The 22,161-nt window shown below is 75.3% G+C and carries 22 protein-coding genes; 5 read left to right on the top strand and 17 right to left on the bottom strand.

Translation table 11 applies throughout. The annotated features are described in order from the left end of the window. Positions 1-212 precede the first annotated feature (212 nt). Positions 213-749: a DUF4240 domain-containing protein gene (locus AWW66_RS02955; RefSeq protein ID WP_067359738.1), complete on the bottom strand. Its 537-nt coding sequence runs from the start codon at positions 747-749 to the stop codon at positions 213-215. An 85-nt stretch (positions 750-834) separates the two neighbouring features. Here AWW66_RS02955 and AWW66_RS02960 point away from each other — a divergent pair, with 85 nt between their 5' ends. Next, positions 835-1,869: a phosphotransferase gene (locus AWW66_RS02960; protein ID WP_067359739.1), complete on the top strand. Its 1,035-nt coding sequence runs from the start codon at positions 835-837 to the stop codon at positions 1,867-1,869. Between the two features lie 191 nt (positions 1,870-2,060). After that, the gene (rpsT, locus tag AWW66_RS02965; protein ID WP_067359740.1) at positions 2,061-2,327 is read left to right on the top strand and encodes a 30S ribosomal protein S20; all 267 of its coding nucleotides are present in this window, start codon (positions 2,061-2,063) and stop codon (positions 2,325-2,327) included. A gap of 143 nt (positions 2,328-2,470) precedes the next feature. Here rpsT and AWW66_RS02970 read toward each other — a convergent pair whose 3' ends face one another. The 9 genes from AWW66_RS02970 to pepN form a co-directional block, all read right to left on the bottom strand. Then, complete coding sequence (locus AWW66_RS02970) at positions 2,471-2,932, bottom strand: hypothetical protein (protein ID WP_067359741.1); 462 nt, start codon at positions 2,930-2,932, stop codon at positions 2,471-2,473. Further along, the gene (gene holA, locus AWW66_RS02975) at positions 2,929-3,906 is read right to left on the bottom strand and encodes a DNA polymerase III subunit delta (RefSeq protein ID WP_067359742.1); all 978 of its coding nucleotides are present in this window, start codon (positions 3,904-3,906) and stop codon (positions 2,929-2,931) included. Before holA ends, AWW66_RS02970 begins: the two co-directional genes overlap by 4 nt. A gap of 140 nt (positions 3,907-4,046) precedes the next feature. After that, on the bottom strand, positions 4,047-6,410 hold the full coding sequence (locus AWW66_RS02980) for a ComEC/Rec2 family competence protein (protein WP_245647868.1): 2,364 nt from the start codon (positions 6,408-6,410) through the stop codon (positions 4,047-4,049). 56 nt (positions 6,411-6,466) lie between these two features. Continuing rightward, positions 6,467-7,546, bottom strand: a complete 1,080-nt coding sequence (locus AWW66_RS34760; protein WP_245647853.1) for a ComEA family DNA-binding protein — start codon at positions 7,544-7,546, stop codon at positions 6,467-6,469. Between the two features lie 340 nt (positions 7,547-7,886). Continuing rightward, positions 7,887-8,771 carry a DegV family protein gene (locus tag AWW66_RS02990; RefSeq protein WP_067359743.1) on the bottom strand — a complete coding sequence of 295 codons (885 nt, stop codon included), beginning with the start codon at positions 8,769-8,771 and terminating at the stop codon, positions 7,887-7,889. A 104-nt stretch (positions 8,772-8,875) separates the two neighbouring features. Then, positions 8,876-9,505, bottom strand: coding sequence for a histidine phosphatase family protein (locus tag AWW66_RS02995; RefSeq protein ID WP_067359744.1), 630 nt, complete (start codon positions 9,503-9,505; stop codon positions 8,876-8,878). Further along, positions 9,502-9,912 carry a ribosome silencing factor gene (gene rsfS / locus AWW66_RS03000; protein ID WP_067359745.1) on the bottom strand — a complete coding sequence of 137 codons (411 nt, stop codon included), beginning with the start codon at positions 9,910-9,912 and terminating at the stop codon, positions 9,502-9,504. Before rsfS ends, AWW66_RS02995 begins: the two co-directional genes overlap by 4 nt. Positions 9,913-10,018: 106 nt before the next feature. Then, positions 10,019-10,618 (bottom strand): nicotinate-nucleotide adenylyltransferase, encoded by a 600-nt coding sequence (gene nadD / locus AWW66_RS03005; RefSeq protein WP_067359746.1) that lies wholly within the window; start codon positions 10,616-10,618, stop codon positions 10,019-10,021. A 102-nt stretch (positions 10,619-10,720) separates the two neighbouring features. Then, complete coding sequence (gene pepN, locus AWW66_RS03010; RefSeq protein ID WP_067359747.1) at positions 10,721-13,243, bottom strand: aminopeptidase N; 2,523 nt, start codon at positions 13,241-13,243, stop codon at positions 10,721-10,723. Between the two features lie 66 nt (positions 13,244-13,309). Between pepN and AWW66_RS03015 the strand changes: the two genes are divergently transcribed. After that, entirely contained in the window at positions 13,310-13,528 is a 219-nt protein-coding gene (locus AWW66_RS03015; RefSeq protein ID WP_067359748.1) for a DUF397 domain-containing protein, read from the top strand. Between the two features lie 15 nt (positions 13,529-13,543). On the opposite strand, the gene AWW66_RS03020 is transcribed toward AWW66_RS03015, so the two are convergent. Continuing rightward, positions 13,544-13,984, bottom strand: coding sequence for a hypothetical protein (locus tag AWW66_RS03020; protein ID WP_157527092.1), 441 nt, complete (start codon positions 13,982-13,984; stop codon positions 13,544-13,546). 321 nt (positions 13,985-14,305) lie between these two features. Between AWW66_RS03020 and AWW66_RS03025 the strand changes: the two genes are divergently transcribed. Both AWW66_RS03025 and AWW66_RS03030 read left to right on the top strand, forming a co-directional pair. Then, the gene (locus AWW66_RS03025) at positions 14,306-15,553 is read left to right on the top strand and encodes a cytochrome P450 (protein WP_067359749.1); all 1,248 of its coding nucleotides are present in this window, start codon (positions 14,306-14,308) and stop codon (positions 15,551-15,553) included. A gap of 190 nt (positions 15,554-15,743) precedes the next feature. Next, complete coding sequence (locus tag AWW66_RS03030) at positions 15,744-16,238, top strand: DUF4383 domain-containing protein (RefSeq protein WP_067359750.1); 495 nt, start codon at positions 15,744-15,746, stop codon at positions 16,236-16,238. Between the two features lie 61 nt (positions 16,239-16,299). On the opposite strand, the gene AWW66_RS03035 is transcribed toward AWW66_RS03030, so the two are convergent. The 6 genes from AWW66_RS03035 to AWW66_RS03060 form a co-directional block, all read right to left on the bottom strand. Next, complete coding sequence (locus AWW66_RS03035) at positions 16,300-16,749, bottom strand: GNAT family N-acetyltransferase (RefSeq protein ID WP_067359751.1); 450 nt, start codon at positions 16,747-16,749, stop codon at positions 16,300-16,302. A 103-nt stretch (positions 16,750-16,852) separates the two neighbouring features. Continuing rightward, positions 16,853-18,319 (bottom strand): GTPase ObgE, encoded by a 1,467-nt coding sequence (gene obgE, locus AWW66_RS03040; RefSeq protein WP_067359752.1) that lies wholly within the window; start codon positions 18,317-18,319, stop codon positions 16,853-16,855. A gap of 126 nt (positions 18,320-18,445) precedes the next feature. Further along, complete coding sequence (gene rpmA / locus AWW66_RS03045) at positions 18,446-18,703, bottom strand: 50S ribosomal protein L27 (RefSeq protein ID WP_067359753.1); 258 nt, start codon at positions 18,701-18,703, stop codon at positions 18,446-18,448. A gap of 11 nt (positions 18,704-18,714) precedes the next feature. After that, the gene (gene rplU, locus AWW66_RS03050; RefSeq protein WP_067359754.1) at positions 18,715-19,029 is read right to left on the bottom strand and encodes a 50S ribosomal protein L21; all 315 of its coding nucleotides are present in this window, start codon (positions 19,027-19,029) and stop codon (positions 18,715-18,717) included. Between the two features lie 259 nt (positions 19,030-19,288). Further along, on the bottom strand, positions 19,289-19,759 hold the full coding sequence (locus AWW66_RS03055; protein ID WP_067359755.1) for a hypothetical protein: 471 nt from the start codon (positions 19,757-19,759) through the stop codon (positions 19,289-19,291). Positions 19,760-19,884: 125 nt separating this feature from the next. Then, on the bottom strand, positions 19,885-22,161 hold a 2,277-nt coding region (locus tag AWW66_RS03060; RefSeq protein WP_067359766.1), incomplete at its 5' end, for an Rne/Rng family ribonuclease.

A 22,161-nucleotide genomic window follows, 5' to 3' on the forward strand; every position in this document is an offset into this window, starting at 1 on the left:
AGCGGTCCGTTCTGGTCGGCTGACGTGAGCAGGCCGGCGCGGCGCCGGCCCCCTCTATGCTCCCACGTCGCCGCCGCGCCTCCGCTGTGCGGGCGATCCCCGGCACCCGCCGGTCCACCGACGTAAGGAAGGGCCCCCTGTTAACGCCTACGGTAGAGAAGGGTTCCCCTCTCACCCTCCGGCGGCCACCTGACCGGCCACCCAGCGGTCCGTCACTCCATCGGCGGCTCGACGAAGAGGGCGGCCAGCTTCGGCAGCCGCTGCCGGGCGGCGTCCTCGTCGTCGAAGTCCCAGAAGTCGTCGAGGTTCGGCACCGGCACCGGGTCCCGGTTCGTCGGCAGGTCGGCGGCGGTGGCCTTGCGGTACGCGTCCCACGGCACCGCCAGCATGTCCTCGCACTCGAACTCCTCGCCGCTGAGCGCGGCGGCCCGGACCTGCGGCAGCTCCGCCAGCGAGTCCGGGGCCCCGACCGCCCGGGCGAAGACCGCCCGGCCCTGGGTCATCAGCCAGCCCCGGAAGTACTCGAAGCCGTCGTCGGACGCGCCCCCGTTGATCAGGTACGCCGCGCCCCAGAGATCGACCGTGTACGAGGCGGCGAGCACCCGCTGCTGGTGCTGGGCGTACCCGAGGATCTCCGCCGGGTCCCGGGCGGCGAGCAGGGCGACCGCCCGGGCGGCGACCGCGTCGGGCGCACCGCCGGCCCCGGCCCGCGCCTCGTCGATCAGCCGCCAGAAGTCGTCGGTCCTCATGGAGTGGCAGTCTGACAGAGCGACGTCCCGCCCGCCCCGCAGGATCGGCGCGCGGTCCGGCCCGGCCGGCCGGCACCATGGACGGATGCGCCCGACCTCGCCGCCCCCGGTGCCGTACCACGCGACCGCCGCCCGGCCCGCCTGGTCGGCGCTGCCGGCCGGGCTGCGCGCGGCGGTCACGGCCCGGCTCGGCGTCCCGGTGGTCGGGGCCCGGACCGCCGGGGGCGGCTTCACCCGGGGCTTCGCCGCGGTGCTGACCACCGCCGACGGCGGCCGGGTCTTCGTCAAGGCCGCGGAGCTGGCCCGGGACCGGCACCTCACCGACTGGTACGCCCGCGAGGTGGCCGTCCTCGCCGGGCTGCCCGCCGGGCTGCCGGTCCCCCGGCCCCGGTGGACCCTGGACGCGGCCGGCTGGTACGCGGTCGGCCTGGACGCCGTCGACGGGCGGATGCCCCGGCTGCCCTGGGACCCGGCCGAGCTGACCGCCACCCTCGCCGGGTACGCCGAGGTCGCCGCCGCCCTGGCCACGCCACCGGCCGCGCTGACCGGGCTGGGCCTGCCCCACCTGGCCGACCTGGCCCGGCAGGACATCCTCTGGTGGGTGGAGGTGGCCGCCGGCCGGGAGCCACTGCCGCCGGTACCCGCCGCAGTCCCCGACCGCCTCGACGACCTGGTGGCCCTGGAGTCGCGGCTGCCGGCGTACGCCGCGACCGCGACCGGGCTGCTCCACGGTGACCTGCGGGCGGACAACGTCCTGGTCGGGGCGGACGGCCGGGTCTGGTTCTGCGACTGGGCGTGGCTCTGTCACGGGCCGGCCTGGTTCGACCTGGTGACCCTCCTGCTCCCCGCGTACGCCGGTGGGTCGGACGCCGACGCGCTCTTCGCCGGGCACCCGGCGGCGGCCGACGCGCCCCCGGACGCCCTGGACGTCACCCTCGCCGCGCTCTCCGGTTACTTCCTCACCGGCGCGGCGGCGGCCCCACCGACCGCCCCGCCGTACCGGTCGGCGCACCAACGGTGGAGCGGGGAGCAGGCGCTCGGTTGGCTCGCCCACCGACAGGGCTGGTCCCTCGGCGCCGCACCTCGCCGGCCCCACGACGCCCCACCGCCCGACCGCTGACGGGGACCGGGCCGGCGACGGCACACCGCCCCGTGCCCGAGGCGGGTAAGGGCGCCCGGCGGGGAGCGTGCCCCCGAGCCGTTTTGGCTCGTCTGGGGCGACCTGGTAGCCTGGCTTTTCGCGCAGCGATGACGCATGCTCGTCGCGCGCAGCAAGCAGACCAACCCGAGCTATCAAGACGAGGCTGTCGCGTGGCGAACATCAAGTCCCAGATCAAGCGCAACCGGCAGAACGAGAAGCGCCGGCTGCGGAACAAGTCGGTCAAGTCGTCGCTGAAGACCGCCATCCGCAAGTTCCACGAGGCTGCGGAGACCGGTGACGTCGAGAAGGCCACCACCCTCATGCGGGACGCCGCGCGCAAGCTGGACAAGGCGGCCAGCAAGGGCGTGATCCACGCCAACCAGGCTGCGAACCGCAAGTCCGCGATCGCCAAGCGCGTGGACTCGCTCGCCGCCTGAGCCGGCGACCAGCAGACCGCTAACCTGATCGGAACCCCCGGGGCTGACCAGTCCCGGGGGTTCCGGCCGTCTCCGTCCGCACCCACCCGGGCCGGCTGGTTCCTGCCGAGGCCCCCGGGCCACGCCACCGGGCCTGGCCCCCGCTACCCGCCCTGGCCCTGCCCGCTGCCGGCGGGATCGGCCCTGCGGCCAGCCGGCTCGACCCGCGTCCCGGGTGCCGGTTCGACGGCGACCACGACACCGGGCACGACCGGGTGGGTGTGGGCGACCCGGACCCGCCCGACCACCGGCTCCATCTGCCGGCGGAAACGGTCCCGTTCCTGCTCGGGCACGAGCGTCGCCGACCGGACCACCGTCTCGGCCACCATGTCGTTGAGCTTGACCATGACCGCCACGGCGGCGGGCAGCAGCAGCACCGACCACCAGCTGACCAGCTCGGCCAGGGCGAGCAGCGCGGCGAGGGCCACCGAGCCCTCGAAGAAGAGGAAGCAGAGCACCCCACCCGGGTTGACGAAGCGCAGGCCGAGGAGCCGGGCGTAGAGCGGCCGGTACCGCTCCTCGTCGACCGGGACCGTGGCCCAGCCCGTCCGGGTGGACCCGCTCACCTGGCCCCGTCCTGCCGGGCGGCGGCGACCGCGAAGACCGCCCGTTCCAGGGCGTACGCCCGGTCGTCCGCGCCGCCCTTGACCGCCGCGTTGGCCTCGGCCGCCGCCTGCATCGCCTGGACCAGGCCCTCCGGCGTCCAGCCCCGCCCCTGCCGCTGCGCCCGTTCGATCTTCCACGGCGGCATGCCCAGGCTGCTCGCCAACTGGTACGCGCTGCCCCGCCCGGCGGAGGCCACCCGGGCGACGGTCCGCACCCCGTCGGCGAGGGCGTCGGCGATCGGGACCGGGTCCACGCCGACGTGCAGCGCCCAGCGCAGCGCCTCCAGCGCGGCGGGGACGTCCCCGACCATCGTCGCGTCGGCGACCGTGAAGCCGCTCACCTCCGCCCGCCCCCGGTAGTACCGGGCCACCGTGTCGGCACCGATGCGGCCGTCGGTGTCCGCGATGAGCTGCGCGCACGCGGCGGCCAACTCCCGCAGGTCGGTGCCGACCGCCGCGATCAGCGTCTCGGCGGCGTCCTCGGCGCACCGGCCGCCGGCCCGGCGGATCTCCTCGCGGACGAAGGCGACCCGCTCCCGGTGGCCCTTCAGCTTGGCGGCGGGGACCACGGTCGCGCCCGCCGCCTTCAGCCCGTCGGCGAACGCCTTGCCCTTGGCCGCGCCGAGGTGCAGCACCACCAACTGGACGTCGGGGTCGGGGTTCTTCGCGTACGCCAGGAGGGCGGCGGCCAGGTCCTTGCGGGCGTCCTGGCCGGAGCGGAGCACGAGCAGCCGCCGCCCGCCGAAGAGCGACGGACTGAGCATCTCGGCGATCTCGCCCACGGTGAGCACCCCGGCCTGGTACTCCCGGACGTCCACGTCCGGGTCGGCGGCGCGGGCTGTCGCCACGGCTTCGGAAACCGCGCGCGTGGCGAGCAGCTCCTCGTCGCCGAGAACGAGCAGAATAGGTGCGGGACTGGCGGTCACGCCGCCCATACTCGCACGCCCCCGGAACGGGTCCACCCTGCTCGCCGGCACGACCACGGCAGACCCCGCACACAGCGCAAATCCAGACATTCGATCTCATCCTTCGCCAAAGCCCGCAAGACACAGCTACCGGTCGAGGTGGGGCGGCGCTACCGCCCTTGTCGGGCAGGGCCCCGCGCCACCACCGCCAGCCCGGCCCCAGCCTGGACCGCCGCCACGTCGCCGTCGGTGTCGGTCCGCAGCACCCGGGCCCCGCCCCTGCTCAGCCGGGCCAGTACCCCCGGATCGGGGTGCCCGTAGTCGTTCTCCGCCCCCACCGGGACCAGCGCGACCACCGGGCGGACCGCGTCCAGGAAGGTCGGCTCCTGGTAGGCCGAGCCGTGGTGGGCGACCTTGAGCACCTCGGCCCGGAGCCCACCCGGTGGCGGCCGGTCCAGCAGCGCCCGCTGCTCCTCGGTCTCCGCGTCCCCGACCAGCAGGATCCGCACCCCGGCCACGGTGGCCCGCAGGATCAGCGAGTTGTTGTTCGGGTCCGACCGGGTGCCGCGCAGCGGGTACGGCGGCCCGACGACGGTCACCTCCACCGCACCGGCCCGCCACGTCCAGCCCACCGTCGCCGCCGCGACCGGCGTCCCGCCCACCGCCGCCCGGACCAGGTCCCGCCCGCCCGCCGGCTCCGGCCACGCCGGGGTGACCACGGCGTGTACCCGGCGGCCCCGGAACACCCCGGTCACCCCGCCGGTGTGGTCGACGTGGAAGTGGCTGAACACCAGCAACGACACCTCCCGGACCTTCAGCCGGCGCAGGCAGCCGTCCACCGCCGTCGGGTCCGGGCCGGCGTCGACCACCACCGCCCGCCCCTCGGCGACCGGCAGCACCAGGGCGTCCCCCTGCCCCACCGCGCAGGCCACCACCACCCAGCCCGGCGGCGGCCACCCGCCCGCCACCAGCCGCACCGGCAGGGTGCCCAGCACCACCGCGACGACGAGCACCGCCACCAGCCGGCGGATGACCGGACGGCGGACGGCGACCAGCAACGCCACGGTGAGCGCCCCGAGGAGCAGCGCCCCGAGCACCCCGCCCGGCCAGGGCAGGTTCCCGCCGGGCAGGCGGGCCCCGTACCGGGCCACCGTCACCAGCCACCAGGCCGGCCAACTGCCCAACCAGGCGGCGGCCTCGGCACCGGCCGGCCAGAACGGCGAGACCACGGCCGCCACCACCCCGAGCACCGTGGCGGGCGCGATGGCGGGCACCACCAGCAGGTTCGCCGGCACCGCGACCAGGCTGACGGTGCCGGAGATGCCGGCCACCACCGGGCCGCAGGCGAGCTGCGCCGCCGCCGGCACCGCCAGGGCCTCGGCCAGCCCGGCCGGCACGCCCCGCCGGCGCAGCCCGTCCCGCCAGCGCGGGGCGAGCAGCAGCAGGCCCCCGGTGGCCAGCACGGAGAGCGCGAACCCGGCGTCCCCGGCCAGCTCCGGATCGAGTACCACCAGCACGGCCACCGCGGCGGCCAGCGCGGGCAGCGCCGCCCGGGGCCGCCCGGCGGCGAGGGCGGCCAGCCCGATCGCGCCCATGGTGCCGGCGCGGACCACGCTCGGCGACGGGCGGACCAGCACCACGAAGCCGACCAGCGCCACCGCGCAGAGCCCTGCCGCCAGGTACGGCCCGGCCCGGCACCACCGGGCCAGCAGCAGGACCGCGCCCACGACGATCGCCACGTTCGAGCCGGAGACCGCGTTGAGGTGGGTCATGCCGGTGGCCCGGAAGTCCTCCTCCACCGTGGGCAGCAGCCGGCTGGTGTCGCCGACGACCAGGCCGGGCAGCAGGCCGCCCTGCTCGTCGGGTAACGGCTCACAGGCGCGTTGCAGCCCGGCGCGGAGGTCACCGGCGGCCCGTTGCAGCCAGGACGGTGGGCCGTGGCGCACCGGCGGCCCGTCGACCAGCACCACCGCCGCGGTCAGGTCGCCACCCCGGGGCTCGGCCAGCCGCCCCTCGGCGGTGACCCGCTGCCCGGGAAGCAGCCCCTTCCAGCCCGGATCAGCGGCGAGCAGCAGGAGCCGGGCCGGGGCGCGCACCCGCCGACCGTCCGGCCCGGTCAGCGTGGTCAGCTCGGCCGCCACCAGGAACGCCGCCGGCCGTCCGGGCACCCGGCGCACCGGGCGCGGGTCGTCGGTGACGGTCGCCGCGACGGTGACGGTGGCCCGCTCGTCGACCAACGCCCGAATCGCCTCGGCGTCCCGGACGCCGAGCCGGGCGGCGGTCGCCGTCGCGCCACAGACCACCCCGATCAGCACGGCGACCGCGATCCAGCCGTACCGGCGCACCGGGGCCGCCGGCCGGCCCAGGACTCCGGTCAGGTACACCGTGGCAGCGGTGGCGAGGCCGGCGGCGAGCCCGGCGACCAGCAGCATCGTCCACCCGGTCAGGTACAGCCCGGCCAGGGCGGTCAGCCAGGCGGCCACCGCCAGCCCGGCCAGCCGCAGGTCCGGCGGGGCCGGGTCGCCCCGGTCCACCGGAGCACCGGGGCGCGCACCGGCCGGCCGGGTGCCGACGGTGGGCAGCCGGCCCGTCACACCGTCACCAGTTCCTTGAGCTGTTCGTACCGGGCGTCGCCGATGCCGCTCACCTGGCGCAGGTCACCCACGGTCCGGAAGCCGCCGTGCCGCTCCCGGTGGTCGAGGATCCGCTGGGCGAGCACCGGGCCGACCCCGGGCAACCCGTCGAGTTGGGCGAGCGTGGCGGTGTTCAGGTTGACCAGGCCACCCGGGGCGGCCCCGCCCGGTTGCCCCGCCGCGCCCGGCGCCCCACCGGCCGCCGGTGCCGCCGGCTGGCCGGGCGGCGGGGTGACCCCGACCAGGACCAGTTCACCGTCGGCGACCTTGCGGGCCGGGTTGAGCAGGGCGAGGTCCACCCCGGGCAGGACTCCCCCGGCGGCGGCCACGGCGTCGGCGACCCGGGCACCGGCCGGCACCCGGACCAACCCGGGCCGGCGGACCTTGCCGGCCACCGCGACCACCAGGTCGTCCGTGGACGGTTCGGTCGGCTCGGCGGACGCCTCGGGCACCGCCAGGGTCGCCGTCGTCGACGGCGCGACCGGCTCCGCCTGCGGCCTGGCGCGCCACGCCCAGACCCCCGCGCCGAGGACCACCAGCACCCCGACGACGGCGAGCACCCGGACACCCCGCCGGCCGGGGTCGAACGCGTCCGGTCCGGGCCACCGGGCGGCCGGCGGATCGACCGGCCCGTCCGCGCCGTCGCCGTGGTGTCCGGGGTGGTCGTGGAGCTCGTCCGGGTCGACGTGACCGTGGCCGGCGGCACCGCCGGGACCAGCGGGGTGGTCGGGCCGGTCACCGTGGTCGTGGTGGTCGTGCCGGACCCGGGCGTGCCCGCCACGGGCGTACCGGCCACGGACGTGCCGGACGTCGTCGTGGTGAGCCTGGACGTGCCGGACGTCGTCCTGGTGGGCCTGGTCGTGGCCGGCGTGGGCGTCGTCGACGGGCGGGAGGTGCGGCGCCGGCCGGACGGGGGACCCGACCCGCTGGACCACGGGCAGCAGGCCCTGCGGATCGGTGGCGGTCGGATGGGCGGGGGTCGGCTCGAACAGCCGCCACAGCCGTTGGTGCGCCATCGTCGCCTCGTCGTCGGACACGCGGCGACGCTACGGCCGGCCATCCGTCCGGCGCGGCCGGTCGACCGCCCCCTGTGGACGACGACCGCCACTGTGGACAAACGCCTGATCATGCACCGGTCTGCTATGGCGCGGGCCCCACCGGCCAACCGTCAGCCGGCCCGAAACCCGGCCCAGCCCGGACCACGCCACGCGCGTGACGGCCAGGCCAGCACGAGGGCCAGCACAGCCAGCACAAGCGCCAGGCCAGCACGAGGGCCAGGCCAGCACGAGGGCCAGGCCAGAACGAGGGCCAGGCCAGAACGAGGGCCAGCACAGCCAGCACGAGGGCCAGGCCAGCGCGAAGGCCAGGCCGGCGGTTCTATCGGGGGTCGGCGTCGGTGCCCGGGGTGGCGGGGAGCAGCCGGTGGACGACCACGCAGGCCAGTCCCGGCCCGGCGTGCGCGGCGACCACCGCACCGGCCTCGGTGACGTACGCCCGGTGCAGCCGGTCACCGAACCGGGCGGTCAGCGCGTCGAGCAGCGCCCCGGCCCGCTGGGGCGCGGCGAGGTGGTGCACCGCGAGGTCCACGTCGGCGTCGCCGGCCGCCTCGGCCGCGAGGTCGACCAGTTTCGCCACGCCCCGACTGGCGGTACGCACCCGGTCCCGGACCTCGATCGTCCCGTCCGGCATGTGCATGATCGGCTTCACCGACAGGGCGGTGCCCAGCAGCGCCTCGGCGGCGTTGATCCGGCCACCCCGACGGAGGAACTCCAGCGTGTCGACGTAGAAGAAGATGGTGGTGCGGGCGACGGCGTCCACCGCAGCCCGGCGTACCCCGGGCAGGTCGGCGCCCGCCTCGGCGGCGGAGGCGGCGGCCAGCACCGGGAAGCCCAGCCCCATCCCGGTGGACCGGCTATCGACGACGGCGACCCGCTCCGCGCCCACCTCGGCGGCGGCGAGCCGGGCCGCCTCGACGGTGCCGGAGAGCCCCGTCGACAGGTGCACGGAGACGACGGCCTCCGCCCCCGCGTCGAGCAGCCGGCGGTACGTGCGCGCGAACTGCTCCGGGGCGGGGCGGGAGGTGCTCACCGAGACCCGCCGCGCGCCCAGCGCCCGGGTGGCGTCGGCGGGGAACGTCTCGACCCCTTCGAGGCCCTCCGCGCCGTTGAGCACCACGGTCAGGGGGACCACCGTGATCCGGTGCGAACGCACCAGCTCGGACGGCAGGTAGGCGGTGGAGTCGGTGACGACCGCGACGGACATGCCCGGCACGCTAGCCGATGCCGACCCCGGCCGCCGGGCGGGCCGCTCCCCGACCGGCCCGGCCTGGCCGGGCGGGTCGGTCGGCGCCCCGGTCCGTCGCCGGCTCAGACCGCCTCGACGGGGACCGTCGCGGTGACCGGACCGACGTTGTGGGCCCGCAGGTGCCAGCCCCGGACGGCGTTGTGCCGCAGCTCGGTCCAGTGGCAGTTCTCCAGCGAGCCGAGCGCGCGCAGCACCGTCGCGTCCCAGCCGAGCAGGTGACCGCAGCCCTGCCGGGCCGCGGCGCCGTGGGTGGCGACCACGACGGTGCCCCCGGGCACCAGGTCGGCGGCCTTCTGCAAGGCCGTGCCGAGCCGGGCGCCCAGGTCGGCGAGGCTCTCGACGTCCGCGCCCGGGTCGGGGTCACCGGCCCGCCAGCGGGCGTACTCGTCGGGGTACCGCTCGGCCACCTCGGTGAGCAGCAGGCCCTGCCAGCGCCCGAAGTGCCGCTCCCGCAGCCCGGCGTCGGACCGGACCGGCAGGCCGGTGTGCGCGGCGAGGGCGGCGGCGGTGTCGGCGGCGCGGCTCAGGTCGCTGGTCACGATCGCGTCCGGGCGCAGCGCCGCGAGCAGTGGTGCCGCCGCGCGGGCCTGCTCCCGGCCCAGGTCGTTGAGGGGGACGTCGGTCTGCCCCTGGACCCGGCTGGCGGCGTTCCAGTCGGTGTTGCCGTGCCGCCAGACGACCAGCCGGGTCATTCGACGGTGGAGGTCGAGCCGCCCGCCTCGGCGTCGACCAGGTCACGGTCGACGAACGGGATGGTCGGGCAGTCCTTCCAGAGCCGGTCGAGGGCGTAGAACTCGCGCTCCTCGGTGTGCTGCACGTGCACCACGATGTCGACGTAGTCGAGCAGCACCCAGCGCCCGCCGCGCTCGCCCTCGCGCCGGACCGGCTTGGCCTTCTCCGGCAGGTCGAGCAGCCGCTCCTCGATGGCGTCGACGATGGCCAGCACCTGGCGCTCGTTGGGCGCGGCGGCGAGCAGGAACGCGTCGGTGATGGCGAGCTGGTCGCCCACATCGATGATGACGATGTCCTGCGCCTTCTTGTCGGCCGCGGCCTGGGCGGCGGCGATCGCCAGCTCGTGGGCGCGTTCGGAAACTGTCACCGTTCTCCTTCGATCAACCGTGCGATGGTCCAAGCGTCTCACACGCCGCGCCGTCCCGGCGCGGCAGTTCTGGTCGGATACCAGGACGAACAGCCCATGGAGACCCCTACTTCTCCTGGTAGAGGCCGCGTTTGGCGATGTACTGCACCACACCGTCGGGGACCAGGTACCAGACCGGCTCGCCCCGGGCGACCCGGGCGCGGCAGTCGGTGGACGAGATGGCCATCGCCGGGACCTGGACCAGGCTGACCGCGTCGGCGGGCAGGTGGGCGGCGGTCAGCTCGAACCCGGGTCGGGTCACCCCGATGAAGTGGGCCAGCTCGAAGATCTCGGTCAGGTCCTTCCAGGAGAGGATCCGTTCCAACGCGTCCGCGCCGGTGATGAAGAAGAGCCGGGTCTGCGCGCCGTACAGGGCGTGCAGGTCGCGCAGGGTGTCGACGGTGTAGGTCGGCCCGTCCCGGTCGATGTCCACCCGACTGACCTGGAAGTCCGGATTCGAGGCGGTGGCGACCACGGTCATCAGGTAGCGGTCCTCGGCCGGGCTGACCGGGGTGTCCGCCTTCTGCCACGGCTGCCCGGTGGGCACGAAGACCACCTCGTCCAGCCCGAACCGGTTCGCCACCTCGCTGGCCGCCACCAGGTGCCCGTGGTGGATCGGGTCGAAGGTGCCGCCCATGATCCCGACCCGCCGGATACGTTCCTCCACCTGGTGATCGTATGCCGCGCCCCCGCCGCCCCGACCCCGACCACCGCGCCCCCACCGGCCGGGTAACGGGGTCGGTGCCGGGACCGGCGGGGCCGGAAGGGGTCAGGTCGCCACGATCGCCGCCACCGCCGTCCGGGCCGCGAGCGCCCGACGCAGGTCGTCGTCGGCGTCGGTGACCACCCGGCGCAGCCCGGGGGTCAGGTCGTCGCGGGCCAGCAGCGCCGCGGCCGACTCCCGGGTGCTCTGCGCCACGGCGAACTCGGGATAGGCCAGCTTCGCGACCTCGTCGGCCACCCACGGGGTACGCAGGTGGGCCGCCGCCGGCATCTCGGCGAAGTACCGCTGCACGTACCCCGCGGTCAACTCGGCCTGTTCGGGGTGCCAGAACCCTTCGGCCGTGGCCTCCACCAGCCGGTTGGACAGCGCGGTGTCGCGGACGACGATCTCCCACGCGGCCTCCTTGGCGGCCACGTCGGGCAGCGCCGCGCGGCACCGGGCGGCCCGCTCCGCGCCGGTCGCGCTGGGGTCGGCCGCGGCCTCGGCGTCGATCTCCGCCGCGCCGGCCGCCCCGAGCACCACCAGCCGGCGCAGCACCCGCCAGCGCAGTTCCGCGTCGACGGCCAGCCCCGCCGGCACGTCCCGCCCGGCCAGCCAGCCGACGAGCAGGTCGACGTCGGTGTCGGCGGCGACCGCCCCGCGCACGGTGGCCAGTTGCATCGACCCGCCGGGCGGCGCGGCCGACGCCATCCGGGTGCAGGTGCGCGCCACCACCTCCAGCGCCGTGGCGCGGGCCGCCGGCTCCAGGTACCGGTCGATCAGCGACCGGCTCAGCGACAGGACGTCCTCGACGAGGACCACCTCGGTCTCCGCCGGCAGGGCCGTCTCGATCAGCGCGACCAGCGCGGTCACCGGGAACTCCCCGTCGGTCGCCGCGTCCAGCGCCGCGCCCCACAGCACGGCCCGGGCCAGGGGGTCGGCCAGGTCGGGCAGGAGCAGCGGCAGGGCGTCCACCGAGGCCGGGTCGAGGCGGACCTTGGCGAAGGTCAGGTCACCGTCGTTGGGCAGCAGCAGCCGGGCCGCCGGCTGTCCCGCCAGTCCGGTGAGGACGGTCCGGCCGCCGTCGACGTCCGGGTCGAGGTCCACCTCGTCGCGGGCCACCGTGCCGTCGGCGTGGTACCGGCCGACGCCGACCCGGTGCGGGCGCAGCACCGGGTGCGAGGCGGGGGCGCTCTGCACGATCGCGACCTCGGTGTACCGGCCGTCGGCGGCCACCGCGACCTCCGCCCGCAGCGTGTTGACCTGCGCCTGGCGCAGCCAGCGCGCCGCCCAGCCCCGCAGGTCCCGGCCGGTGGCCGCGGCGGCGAGGCTGTCCAGCAGGTCGGCCAGGGTGGCGTTGCCGAACCGGTGCGCGGCGAAGTGGGCGTTCAGCCCGGCGAGGAACGCCTCGTCCCCGAGCCAGGCGACCAGTTGCCGCAGCACGGACGCGCCCTTGGCGTACGAGATGCCGTCGAAGTTCAGCAGCCCCTCGGCGGCGTCGACGACCTCCTCGGGGGCCACCGGGTGGGTGGACGGCCGCTGGTCGGCCGCGTACCCCCAGGCCTTGCGGCGCAGCGCGAAGGTCGTCCAGGCGCGGTCGAAACGGGTCGCCTCGGCGGTGACCCGGGTGCCGAGGTACTCGGCGAACGACTCGTTCAGCCACAGGTCGTCCCACCAGCGCATGGTGACCAGGTCACCGAACCACATGTGGGCCATCTCGTGCGCGATGGTGGTGGCCCGCCGCTCCCGTTCGGCGTCGGTGACCGCCGAGCGGAAGACGTAGTCGTCCCGGAGGCCGACCAGGCCCGGGTTCTCCATCGCGCCGAGGTTGAACTCGGGCAGGAACGCCTGGCCGTACGTGCCGAACGGGTACCGCTCGGCGAAGAGCTGGTGGAACCGGTCCAGGCACTGCCGGGTGACGGTGAGGATCTCGGCCAGCTCGGCGTCCAGGTACGGGGCGAGCGAACGCCGGCAGTAGACCGCGAGCGGGATGCCGTCGTGGCTGTCCCGGCGGACGTGCCAGGGCCCGGCGACCAGGGTGAACAGGTACGTGGGCAGCGGCACCGTGGGGGCGAACTCCCACCGGCCGGGCGCCGGGGTGGCGGCGACGTCGGCGTTGGCCGCGACCGTCCACCCCGGCGGCGCGGTCACCGTCAGCGTCACCGGCGCCTTCAGGTCGGGCTGGTCGAAGGCGGCGAAGATCCGTTGCACCTCGTCCAGGAAGGACATCGCGTACAGGTAGGTCTCGCCGTCGGCCGGGTCGACGAAGCGGTGCATCCCCTCGCCGGTGTTCGAGTACGCCATCTCGGCCTCGACGACCAGCGTGTTCTCCGCGCGCAGGCCGGTCAGCGGGTACCGGTTGTCGACCAGCGCGGCCGGGTCGAGGTCGTCGTCGTCGAGGCGTACCGCCAGCAGGGTCGCGGGCTTGACCTCGACGAAGGTCTCGGCCCCGGGGGTCGCCCGGAACCGGATGGTGACGCGGGAGCGGAACCGCTCCGCGCCGCCGGTGAGGTCGAGGTCCACCTGATAGGACGTGACGGTAATCAACTCGCCACGCGCGGTCGCCTCTACACGGGTCAAGCTCGGCATCCGCTTATCCTGCCCGATGGGGAGCCGGAGACGTTCCCCTTAACGCTTCGCGATGGAGGACGAACCATGAGTCAGCACCCCAAGGGCGACTTCGACCTGTCCAGAGCGGTCTGGCAGCGCGCCGAAGGGGATACCTCCGAGGGCGCGGTCGAGGTGGCCTTCGTCGACGACCTGATCGGCATGCGCAACTCGGCCGAGCCGGACGGCCCGGTCCTGGTCTTCACCCAGGCCGAGTGGGACGCCTTCGTGGCCGGCGCCCAGGACGGCGAGTTCGACCTGGACTGACCGCCGGGCGGCCGGTCAGTCACCGTCGCCCCAGCCGAGCCCGGCCAGGCCGGGCGCGTGGTGGAAGCCCGGGTGCCCCGCCACGTCGGCGCAGCGCTCGCCGTCCGGGCCGGCCGCCCCGCAGAACAACCGCTCCGCCCGGTGCCAGGCGTGCGCCGGGGAGAACGCCGACGCGCCGACGGCCAGCTCCGGGCGGAGCAGACCGAGCGCCTCGGCGTACCCGACGGCAATCTCCCGGGCCTCGTCCGGGCCGGTCGCCTCGAACCCCAGATGCACCGTGAACCGTTGCGGCCGACGGCCCCCGAGGGCCGGACCGGTGCCGGCCGGCGTCCCGGGACACCCGCCGGCCGGTGCCGGGACGGGTGGCGTCGTCTCCGCCACCGACGCCCCCGCCCGGCCGGCGCCGTCCGCTCCGGCCGTCACCCGCCGCCAGTACGGCGAACCGTTCTCCCGCATGCCGCCTCCCCACCGTCGTCCGTCCGGTCCCGCGTCGGCGTGGCCCGGGTCCACCCGGCCGGCCGCCGACAGCGGCGTCCCGCCCGACCGGTCCGCCGGGCGGTACCCGGACAGCAGACCAGGTTTTCGCCGTCCGGGGAGGGGCCAGCCGATCTGTCGCCGGCTGGCCCCTCCCCGGCCCGGCTGACCCTCCCCGGCCCGGCCGGGCCCGGGTCGGCCCGCAGGATTCGGCGCGGCCCGGATTCAGCCGCCGTCACCCGGGTAGAAGTCGCCCAGCGGTCCGACCGACGGGCGGCCGACACCGGGTCAGGAGGGCGCCGGATGGGCACGATCCCGGGGGACGGCAGCCCGGACAGCAGCGTCGCGTTCCTGCGGGACGGGTACCGGTTCATCGGCAACCGCTGCGCCCGGCTCGGCAGCGACATCTTCCAGACCCGGCTGCTGCTGGAACGGACCATCTGCCTGCGCGGGCGGCCCGGGGCGATGCTGTTCTCCGACACCGACCGGTTCGTCCGGCACGGCGCGATGCCGAAACGGGGCCAGCACACCCTGGTCGGCGTCGGCGGGGTGCAGGGGCTGGACGGCCCGGCACACCGGGCCCGCAAGGCGATGTTCATGTCGATCATGACGCCGTCCGCCCTCCGGCACCTGGGCCACCTGTTCGACGACGAGTGGCGGGCCCGGGTCCCGGCCTGGGAGCAGGCCGGTCGGGTGGTGCTCCACGAGGAGGTCGGCCGGATCCTCACCCGGGCGGTCTGCGCCTGGGCCGGCGTACCGCTGGCCGCCTCGGCCGTGGCGCGCCACTGCGCCGACCTGCACGCGATGATCGCCGCCCCGGCCGCGTTCGGCCCCCGGCACTGGCGGGGCCGCCTGGCCCGGCAGCGGGCCGAGCGCTGGCTCGCCGACGTCGTGGACCGGGCCCGCGACGGCACCCTGCCCGCCCCGCCGGGCAGTGCCCTGGCCGCGGTCGCCGGGCACCACGACGCCGACGGGCGGCTGCTGTGCCGCCGGATCGCCGCGGTGGAACTGCTCAACGTGCTCCGCCCCACGGTGGCGGTGGACCGGTACGTCGTCTTCGCCGCGCTCGCCCTGCACGAGCACCCCGAGTGGCGGGACCGGGTCCGGGCCGGCGAGGAGGACACCGAGCGCTTCGTCCAGGAGGTCCGCCGCTTCTACCCGTTCTTCCCGGTCGTCGCCGCCCGAGTGCGGGACTCCTTCGACTGGCAGGGCTACCACTTCCCCCGGGGCCGGCGGGTGCTGCTCGACCTGTACGGCACCAACCACCATCCCGACCTCTGGCCGGAGCCGGACCGGTTCCGGCCGGACCGCTTCGCCGCCTGGCACGGCGACCGGTACGACCTGGTGCCGCAGGGCGCTGGCGACCACCTCGGCGGGCACCGGTGCGCCGGGGAGTGGCTCACCATCGAGCTGATGAAGCGGGCGGTGACCACCCTGACCGCCGCCATGCGGTACGTGGTCCCGCCGCAGGACCTCGCGCTGAACCTGCGCCGGATGCCGGTCCTGCCGCCGAGCGGCTTCGTGCTCACCGACGTCCGGCGCGTCGGCTGAGCCCTGATCACGGGCCGGGCCGGGCACCTCGCCCGGCCGGCGCGGCCTGTTCACGGTTTCGCTGCGGTCCCCGCCGTCGGGACGACAGGATGGAGGATCGGAGCGGGCGCCGCCGCCCTCCGGAGCCGGCCGGAGGCGTTCCGGCGTCGACGGCGGTCGGTCGGGAGCCCGCAGCACGGAGGTGACAGCGATGGCGCGTGGCACGCGCGACGACCGGACCACCGGTCACCGGCCCCGGGTACGCACCGCCGCCCTCGTGGTGGCCGGGGTCTTCGTGCTCGTCGGGCTGCTCGGCTTCGTCCCGGGCGTCACCACCGGGTACGACGAGATGACCGTCGCCGGGCACGGCTCCGGGGCGAAGCTGCTGGGGCTGTTCCAGGTGTCCGTGCTGCACAACGCGGTGCACCTGCTCTTCGGCCTGGTCGGGCTGGTGCTCGCCCGCAGCGTGGCCGGCGCCCGGGTGTTCCTGGCCGTCGGCGGCGCGGTGTACCTGGCGCTCTGGCTCTACGGGCTGGTGCTGTCGCACGGCGAGACCCCCGCGTCGGCGAACGTCCTGCCGGTCAACGCCGCCGACAACTGGCTGCACCTCGGCCTCGGCTTCGGCATGCTCCTGCTGGGGCTGCTGCTCTCCCCCGGTGCCGGCGCCACCGCACAGCGGCTGGACCGCCCGTTCGACCGCCCCTGACCCGCCGGGGCCGTCCCGCCGTCCGGCCGGCCCCGCCGTCAGCCGGTTCCGGCGTCGGCCGTCAGGCGGCCACCGGCAGGCGCTTGGCGAAACACACGCTGTACGGGTTGTCGACGTACTCGCCGTACACCGGGATCGACTCGTACCCGCTGGAGGTGTACAGCCCGATCGCCGCCGGCAGGTACGTCCCGGTCTCCAGGCACACCGTCTGGTACCCCCGCTGGAACGCGAGTTCCTCCAGGGCCACCAGGAGTTGCCGGCCGACCCCCCGGCCCCGGAACGCCGGTCGGACGTACATCCGCTTCAGCTCACCCGTGGTGCGGTCCAGCTCCTGGATCCCGCCGCAGGCGACCGCCCGACCGGCGACCACGAACACCAGGTAGTCGATGTCGTCGCGGGTCACCGTCGCCTGCCCGTCCAGCCCCCCGTCGGCCTCCCGCAGTTCCCGCTGCTGCGCGGTGACCAGCGCGAGGATCTCCGGGTCGGTGGCGGGACGGGCCTCGATCAGCATTCCGTCACGGTAGGTGTCACGGATTTCGCGCAGGTTTCCGACATCCGTCCCGATGGCAGCGACCAACGGTACGTTCGGCGGCGCGATCCGCCGAACCGTACCATCACTCTGCGTCGTCGGTCGCCTCGTCGGAGTCGGCGGGCTGGTCGGCCCCGTCCTGCTCGTCGGCGGGGCGCTGGCGGCGGGCCTTGCGGGCGGCCAGCCGCTCGGCGGCCGACGCCCGGGTCGACTTGTCCTCCAGGCGGTGGTCGGTGCCCCGGTTGCCGGGGACGAACTCCGCCCCCGCGTAGAGCGTCGGCTGCCAGTCGAACTCGCGCTCGCCGATGCGGACCAGGTCACCGGGTTGGGCACCGGCCTTGGCGAGTTGCTCCTCCACGCCGAGCCGGGCCAGCCGGTCGGCGAGGTACCCGATCGCCTCGTCGTTGTCGAAGTTGGTCTGGCGCACCCAGCGCTCCGGCCGGTCCCCCCGGACGGTGTACGAGCCGTCCGGCTGTGCCTCGATGGTGAAGCCGGCGTCGTCGACCGCCCTCGGCCGGATCACGATCCGGGTCGGCTCCACGTCCGGGACCACCCGGGACTGCGCGACCAGTTCCGCCATCGCGTACGTGAGCTCCTTGAGCCCCTCGCGGGTCGCCGCGGAGACCTCGAACACCCGCAGCCCCCGGGCCTCCAGGTCGGGTCGGACGATCTCGGCCAGGTCCCGCCCGTCCGGCACGTCGACCTTGTTCAGCGCGACCAGCCGGGGCCGGTCGGCCAGCCCGCCGTACTCGGCCAGTTCCGCCTCGATCGCGTCGATGTCGGCGACCGGGTCCCGGCCGGGCTCCAGGGTGGCGGTGTCGATCACGTGCACCAGCACGGCGCAGCGCTCGACGTGCCGCAGGAACTCCAGCCCGAGGCCCTTGCCGGTGGCCGCCCCGGGGATCAGCCCCGGCACGTCGGCGACGGTGAAGGTGTGGTTGTCCAGCCGGACCACGCCGAGGTTGGGCACCAGCGTGGTGAACGGGTAGTCGGCGATCTTCGGCTTGGCGGCGGAGAGCACCGAGATCAGCGACGACTTGCCGGCGGACGGGAAGCCCACCAGTCCGACGTCGGCGACGCTCTTCAGCTCCAGCACCACGTCGAGGCGGTCACCGGGCTCGCCCAGTTCGGCGAAGCCGGGCGCCTTGCGCCGGGCGTTGGCCAGCGAGGCGTTGCCGCGCCCGCCCCGGCCGCCCCGGGCCACCTCGATGGTGGTGCCGGCGCCGACCAGGTCGGCCAGCACGGTCCCGTCGGGGGCGTGCACGACCGTCCCGTCCGGGACCTTGAGCACCAGGTCACGGCCGTTGGCCCCGTCCCGGTTCGAGCCGGCGCCACCGGTGCCGTTCTCCGCCTTGACGTGCGGGCGGAAGTGGAAGTCGAGCAGCGTGTGCACCTGTGGGTCGACCACCAGCGAGACGCTGCCGCCGTGCCCGCCGTTGCCGCCGTCGGGGCCGCCGAAGGGCTTGAACTTCTCCCGGTGGATCGAGACACAACCGTGCCCGCCGTCGCCGGCCTGCAGGTGCAGGACGACCCGGTCAACGAACGTCGCCACGTCGCAGTCCTTCCCGCGGGGTCCGTCCCCGCGCGTGAGATCCACCGGTCGGAGCGACCCCGTCCGGTCGGAGAAAAGGCGAAGCGGGCCGGGACCCACCGGTCCGCGGCCCGCTTCGCCGTGAGACTACTGCTCCGCCGGTACGATGCTGACGGTCTTGCGACCGCGCTTGGTACCGAACTGGACCGAGCCGGCGGCCAGCGCGAAGAGCGTGTCGTCTCCGCCACGGCCGACCAGGTCACCGGGGTGGAACTTGGTGCCGCGCTGCCGGATGAGGATCTCACCCGCGCTGACCACCTGACCACCGAAGCGCTTCACGCCGAGCCGCTGGGCCGCGGAGTCACGGCCGTTGCGCGAGCTGGACGCACCCTTTTTGTGAGCCATTGGAGGACGACCTACTTCCCGCTGGAGATGCCGGTCACCTTGACCTGGGTCAGCGGCTGGCGGTGACCCTGGCGCTTGTGGTAACCGGTCTTGTTCTTGAACTTGTGGATCCGGATCTTCGGGCCCTTGGTGTGGGCGGCGATCTCCCCGGACACCGCGACCTGGGCGAGCTTGGCCGCGTCGGTCACCAGGTCGTCACCGTCGACGAGGAGCACCGCGGTGAGCTGCACCGCGTCGCCGGGGGCACCGACGAGCTTCTCGACCTCGATCACGTCGCCCTCGGCGACCTTGTACTGCTTGCCGCCGGTCTTGACGATCGCGTACATCGGAGGCGCACTCCCTGTCGTTGAGGCTGCTGGCGGTCGTTCCCGCTCCGACGCGCCGGTCGGTGTGGCACGCCGTGGTCTGCACGTCGTGGGCCGGCACGCCGTGGTGTGCACACCGGTCGCCGTGGGCACGGCGGCCCGGGCAGCGAGAACTCAGCGCACCAAAAGTGCGCCGCAAGATAGCGTACGCCATCCCCACCCCGACGCCCAAACCGCCCACCCCCTTTTCGCCGGCCAGCGGGGCGGGGCCGGGCCGGGCTCAGCGGGCGCAGAGCGGGTCGAGGCGCTGCCGGAGGCGTTCCAGGTCGACCTCGTCGATCTCGTCGACGTCGGCGCCCTTCGCCTCCACCTCGTCGGCCATGTCGGTGAGCAGCGTCTTCAACGGCGGGTCGGTCGCCCGGGTCGACAGCTCACGCAGCGCGCTCCGCCAGCCGGTGAGGGCCGCCCCGGCCCGGTCCCGGGCGGCCTGGGCGCCCGGAGCGTCGTCGGCCCCGGTCGCGGCCACCATCCGGCCCAGTTCGTCGACGTAGGTCTGCACCGCCAGCGTGCCGGCCTGCTGGGCGGCGGCGCACACCTGGGACGCGCTGGCCCCGGCCGAGGGCAGGGCGACGGCGGGGCCGACCGGGGCCACCGGGTCCGCGCCCGGCGGGGCGGGGTCCGGGTCGGTGGAACAGCCCACCCCGGCCAGCAGGACCAGGGGGACGACGGCGGTGGCGAGCAGGCGGCGCATGTGGTTCTCCTAGCCGGGGTGACCGGTCAGGCCGGTGGGGCGGGGTCGGACGGGTACGACAAGGGCCCCTCCCCCGGTGTCACCGAGAGAAGGGGCCCTGTCACCATGCCAGACCCGTCAACCTGTCAGGGACGGGTACGCCGACGGGCGCCCGTGCGCCGGGCCCGGCGACGGCCCGTACCGTCCGCCTCGCCCTCCCCGTCACCGAGCGCGTCCGGGTCGTCCGGGGCGGCCAGCCGGGCGGACTCGCCGGACTGCGCGTCGGCGATCTCCGGCGCGGCGGCGGTGTCCGTCTCGTACCGGGACAGGTCGTAGCCCATCGTGTCGTGGTATTCGGCGTCGCCGCTGGTCTCCGTGGTCTCGGCGATCTCGGCCACGGTCCGCTCCGGCGGGGCGCTCTTGCGGCCCCGCCGCCGGGACGAACCGGCAGCGGCCGGCTCCGCCGGGGCGGCGACCGCGGAGGCCACCGCCTTGACCTTCTCCCCCGCGCCACCGGCCCGGGGCTTCTCCGGCACCGGCTCGGTGTGGATGATCAGCCCCCGGCCCTTGCAGCACTCGCAGTTCTCGCTGAACGCCTCCAGCAGCCCCGCGCCGATCCGCTTGCGGGTCATCTGCACCAGGCCCAGCGAGGTGATCTCGGTGACCTGGTGCTTGGTCCGGTCCCGGCCGAGGCACTCGGTGAGCCGCCGCAGCACCAGCTCCCGGTTCGACTCCAGCACCATGTCGATGAAGTCGATCACCACGATGCCACCGATGTCGCGCAGCCGGAGCTGGCGGACGATCTCCTCGGCGGCCTCCAGGTTGTTCCGGGTGACCGTCTCCTCCAGGTTGCCCCCGGCACCGGTGTACTTGCCGGTGTTCACGTCGACCACGGTCATCGCCTCGGTCCGGTCGATCACCAGGTGACCGCCGGAGGGGAGGAAGACCTTGCGGTCCAGGCCCTTGAGGATCTGCTCGTCGATCCGGTACTCGGCGAAGACGTCGGTGGTGCCGGCGTGCCGGCGCAGCCGCTCCACCAGGTCCGGGGAGACGTGCGACAGGTACGACTCGACCATGCCGAACGCCTCGTCGCCCTCGATGACCAGCTCGCGGAAGTCCTCGTTGAACAGGTCACGGACCACCCGGATGACCAGGTCGGGCTCCTCGTAGAGCAGCACCGGGGCGCCACCGGAGGCGGACTTGGCCTGGATGTCCTCCCACTGGGCCTGGAGCCGCTTGACGTCCCGGGCCAACTCGTCCTCGCTGGCCCCCTCGGCGGCCGTCCGGACGATTACGCCGGCGCCGTCCGGGACCAGCTTCTTCAGCGCGTCCCGCAGCCGCTTGCGCTCGGTGTCGGGCAGCTTGCGGCTGATCCCCGAGGCGTTGCCGTTGGGCACGTAGACCAGGTGCCGGCCGGAGAGCGCGATGTGGCTGGTCAGCCGGGCGCCCTTGTGCCCGATCGGGTCCTTGGTGACCTGCACCAGCACCGAGTCGCCGGACCGGAGCGCCTGCTCGATCGAGCGGGCCCGCCCCTCCAGGCCGGTGGTGTCCCAGTTCACCTCGCCGGCGTACAGCACGGCGTTGCGGCCCCGGCCGATGTCGACGAAGGCCGCCTCCATGCTGGGCAGGACGTTCTGCACCTTGCCGAGGTAGACGTTGCCGGCCATGGTGCCGGCGGAGTTGCGGGTCACGTAGTGCTCGACCAGCACCCCGTCCTCCAGGACGGCGATCTGGGTCCGGTCTCCGCGCTGGCGGACCGCCATCACCCGGTCGACCGCCTCGCGGCGGGCCAGGAACTCCGACTCGCTCAGGATCGGCGGGCGGGTGCGACGCTGCTCACGGCCGTCCCGGCGGCGCTGGCGCTTTGCCTCCAGCCGGGTCGACCCGGAGACGCCCTGGACCTCGTCGACGGCCTTGCGCGGTTCGCGGATCTTGACCACGGTCGGCACGCCGTCGTCGGCGGCCCCCTCGGCCTCGCCGGCGCCCCGACGACGGCGACGGCGCCGGCGGCGGGTCAGCCCGTCGCCACCGTCCTCCTCCTCGTCGCCCTCGTCCGTCTCGGCCTCGGCCTCGGTGCCCTCGGCCTGGACCGGCTCCTCGGACTCCTCGTCCTCGGCCTCGTCCGCGCCGCCCTTGCCCCGGCCCCGGCCCCGGCGGCCCCGCCGCCGGCGGCGCCGGCCGGCACCCAACTCGTCCTCGTCCTCGTCGGCCTCGGCGGTCTCGTCGGCCTCGTCGGTCGGCTCCTCCTCCACCTCGACGACCTCGACCGGCTCGGCCTCGCGGCGGCCCCGGCGACGGCGGCGGCCCGGCTCGGCCGGTTCCTCGGCGGCGGCGGGCTCCGGCTCGACGGCGGGGGTCACCGGCTCGACCGCCCGGGGCGGCGGCAGTTCCTCCGGCTGCGGGGCCATGAACAGCACGGTCGG

It is taken from the genome of Micromonospora rosaria, from assembly GCF_001567585.1.
Classification (GTDB): Bacteria; Actinomycetota; Actinomycetes; order Mycobacteriales; family Micromonosporaceae; genus Micromonospora; species Micromonospora rosaria.